We start from the raw sequence: 3,350 nt of genomic DNA on the forward strand, positions 1-3,350 counted from the left end.
CGGGACCCGGGGGGATGGTTGCATAAATTGCCAGAAAAGAAGGTCGTCCGTGCCAATACCCGGCAAATTGTAACCACACGAACGGACAAGAAAAGCCCGCGGAATACGGAATGTCGAGAGTAGTTCAGGGACGACTAGTTAACTCTTTTCGGCTTGATCGGGGGGATTGTTCTGATGCGGCACTCGCGGCTTGGATTTACGCTTGTTGAACTTTTGGTCGTCATCGCGATCATCGGGATTCTCGTCTCGATGATCATGCCCGCAGTTCAATCCGCGCGCGAATCGGGCCGGCGGACTTCGTGCATGAACAATCTACGCAACATCGGAGCGGGCTGTCTGCAACATCATACTGCCAACCGCCACTTTCCCACCGGCGGCTGGGGGTATGCTTGGGGGGGTGATCCGGATCGCGGCTTTAGCACACGTCAACCTGGCGGTTGGGGTTACAATATTCTTCCCTATATCGAAGAAACACCGTTGCACGATCGTGGCCGAGGCACTGATCCCAACAGCTTCACCCCCGAAAAAAAAGCGGCCAGCAAACTCCGCGCTGCCACCGTCATTCCGCTTTATCTTTGCCCTACACGCGGTCGTTCTGGCTTGAAGAATGGAGCTTGGCACGGGCATAGAAATCTCGATTTCACAGGGCTCACCGAAATAGCGAAACTTGATTATGCAATGAATGGCGGCAGTGTGAATGTCGGCTGGCCGGCGGGTCCAGCCGTGGGCGCGATGGCTTGGAAGGAAACTGAATTCGAGAGCAAGGCTGGCTATCCCACGGCTCCCTACAATGCCGATGGCGTCTCGCATATTCGCAGCATGGTGAGCGAAGCACACATCAAGGATGGCACCTCGAAAACATATCTAGTAGGCGAAAAGTATTTGAACTTTAGCACCCAAGGAAATGGAACCCAATCCGGCGACGACAATCAAACTTGGGAAGTCGGGTTCGATTGGGATACATACAGGTTTACGGCGAGCTTGCCCGATTTTGACAAAAATCCCGATGCAACCAGTTCAAACATTATGTTCGGCAGCTCGCATATCAGCGGATTCAATATGGTCTTTTGCGACGGCTCAACACGGCATATCCCATATGATGTTGAACTGGTCATCCATAAAGCTCTCGGCGGCCGCAAGGACGGCGGACCGACAGGACAGATTCCTGGGGATTGATTTCAAAAGAAATGCTCATCGAAATTCCTGCGGGAAAGAAAATTATTGCGGTTCTTCCGCTTCTTGCGCCGGCCGATTTCTCCATCGATGGTGGCTTTTCCAAAGCCTCGCTGCGCTGTTCCAAAACTTCAAATTTAGGCCTTTGCAAAGCTCTATCCTGGCAACTTTTTTCAGGTCTCCGGTTCTCTGAAAAACGCGCCGCAAGCGCGTGATTTTTTTCTCTGTTGCGCCCAGCGCAACACTCAAAGACCTGGAAAAACTGGGCAAAAACCGGGGAAAAGGCTCGAAACACGGGCGAAAAAGCGCGGAAAAAACACGAATAAATCGAGAAAAATCGCAAAAAAAATCAAAAAAGAACGAAAAAAACGCGCGCCTATGCGCGCCCATTCGGACCCGCTTGGGAACCTCAAATCTGCATCAACTCGCGGGGAAACCACGTTTTCGGTCTCGACCCGCGGGCCAATTTTGCGCGCCAACGCGCGCATTTGCTGTTGCCTCTAGAGGCAACAAACGCTGGGGTTTTTTGCTCGTCGGCGGCTCACCTGTAGGTCCCGCTGTCCCCAGCGGGACCTGGGGCGGGGAACACGCGCCGAATCCGGCTTGCTCCTCGCGCGGCGTCAACCGCCGCCCCAGGTCCCGGTCGGAGACCGGGACCAACAGGTAGCCAAGGTCGTCAGACCTTGGCCAATCTCTATCGTGCCGCCAAAGTCCAAGGTCTCACAACCTTGGCTACAACGGGTGGCCCGCGCGCAGGACTGCCCTGCGCGCACCGCGTGAAATGATCTTATGTATACTATATCAGGAGCGATTTGTCAAGCTCAATTTTTTGGTGCCATTGCTACTGGTTCTTTGTCACACCTTGTTGATGGGGTCTTGCAGAGGGTGCCATGCTCACGCCTAGAGGCAGCACTGAACGGCAAAGCGGCCGGGGGCGTGAGCATGTTTCCGGGTGGAAACCCTGGAACATGCCACGCTCGACGATTGTCCCAATTCCAAGCTTTCCAGTGTTGCGTGGGCATGGCACCCTAACCTTAATTATTTCCTCACATTCTAAATGCCAGATATTCCCTAAAAGATTGTGAATTTCTCTTTGAAATAGCATCGACATTGGCTAATATAATCTGCGGGTGGGGAACCCTTTCATTCAATCATTTGAATTATGTTCCGTTCCACTCGCCCCGCATTCACGCTCGTTGAATTGCTCGTCGTCATTGCCATCATTGCCACTCTTGTTGCCATTCTTCTGCCGGCTGTCCAACAGGCACGTGAAGCGGCTCGACGCTCGTCATGCAAAAATAATCTCAAGCAATTGGGACTGGCGATGCACAATTACCATGATGTCTACAATGCATTACCCATCGGGCACGGCGGGCCTGCCTGGTCGGCAGGAAGCGCAACTGTCGCTTCTGGAAGAATGAGTGCCTTCGTTGGTATCCTCCCCTTTCTCGAACAAGGCGGCGCCTACGATACGATCTACGGAAACAGGGCTGCTGTCTGGAATCCTGACCCTGCGATGGGTTATTACAATTCACAGCCGGCGTTTATATGCCCCTCTGATGTCACACTTGCCGCAGGTGCAGATCCACAAGGCGATCAAACACCATCGAACTACCTTTATAGTTACGGTGATTCTTATCAACGATTGGGAGGTCTGTCTGGAGTCGTCGTTTCGGACAAATCTGAGCTTCGAGGACTTTTTGGGCAAAACATGTCTCTGAGCTTCAGTGACGTTCTTGATGGTCTCAGTAATACGGCCATGATTTCTGAAACCGTCTTAGCCCCTGGCAATGGCCAGAATACTGATCGTAGTTTCGGTGCGGTCGTTAACTCAGGAGGAATGGCGGGCGCGACTCATACGCCAACGTCTCGTTGTCGAAGTCGATTCCTGGGGAGTGGAGTTCCAGGAGCTACCCAAACGCTGCTCACACGTGATCGTTCGGTAGGCTTTCGATACGCTGATGGACGCTCAGGTTATACGGGATTCAACACATGTCTTCCACCGAACTCAGGACGATGCGCCCAATCGACAGCAGGTGGAACGACAGATGGAGCGTTAACAGTTTCCAGCCGCCATAAAGGTGGTGCTCAAGTTTGCTTCGCAGACGGCTCCGTCCACTTCATTAGTGAAAACATTGACTCAGGTGACGGAACGAAGGTTAATGTTTTCTCTGGAG

Annotated in this window: 3 protein-coding genes; all 3 read left to right on the forward strand. The window is 52.8% G+C overall.

Annotated features, from left to right (window positions below):
* Nucleotides 1-174 precede the first annotated feature (174 nt).
* Nucleotides 175-1,176 (forward strand): DUF1559 family PulG-like putative transporter, encoded by a 1,002-nt coding sequence (locus AC6T8Q_RS03225; RefSeq protein WP_500677709.1) that lies wholly within the window; start codon nt 175-177, stop codon nt 1,174-1,176.
* A gap of 11 nt (nt 1,177-1,187) precedes the next feature.
* A complete protein-coding gene (locus AC6T8Q_RS03230; protein WP_500677710.1) occupies nt 1,188-1,388 on the forward strand; it encodes a hypothetical protein in 201 nt (66 codons plus the stop codon).
* 947 nt (nt 1,389-2,335) lie between these two features.
* Nucleotides 2,336-3,350: DUF1559 family PulG-like putative transporter (locus AC6T8Q_RS03235; RefSeq protein ID WP_500677711.1), on the forward strand; the 1,015-nt coding region annotated here is incomplete at its 3' end.

The sequence above is a fragment of the Bythopirellula sp. genome (genome assembly GCF_041737835.1).
Taxonomy (GTDB): Bacteria; Planctomycetota; Planctomycetia; order Pirellulales; family Lacipirellulaceae; genus Bythopirellula.

Excerpts from the sequence above, each read along its gene's own strand:
- AC6T8Q_RS03225 (WP_500677709.1), top strand. The coding sequence starts at position 175 with ATGCGGCACTCGCGGCTTGGATTTACGCTTGTTGAACTTTTGGTCGTC.
- AC6T8Q_RS03230 (WP_500677710.1), top strand. The coding sequence starts at position 1,188 with ATGCTCATCGAAATTCCTGCGGGAAAGAAAATTATTGCGGTTCTTCCG.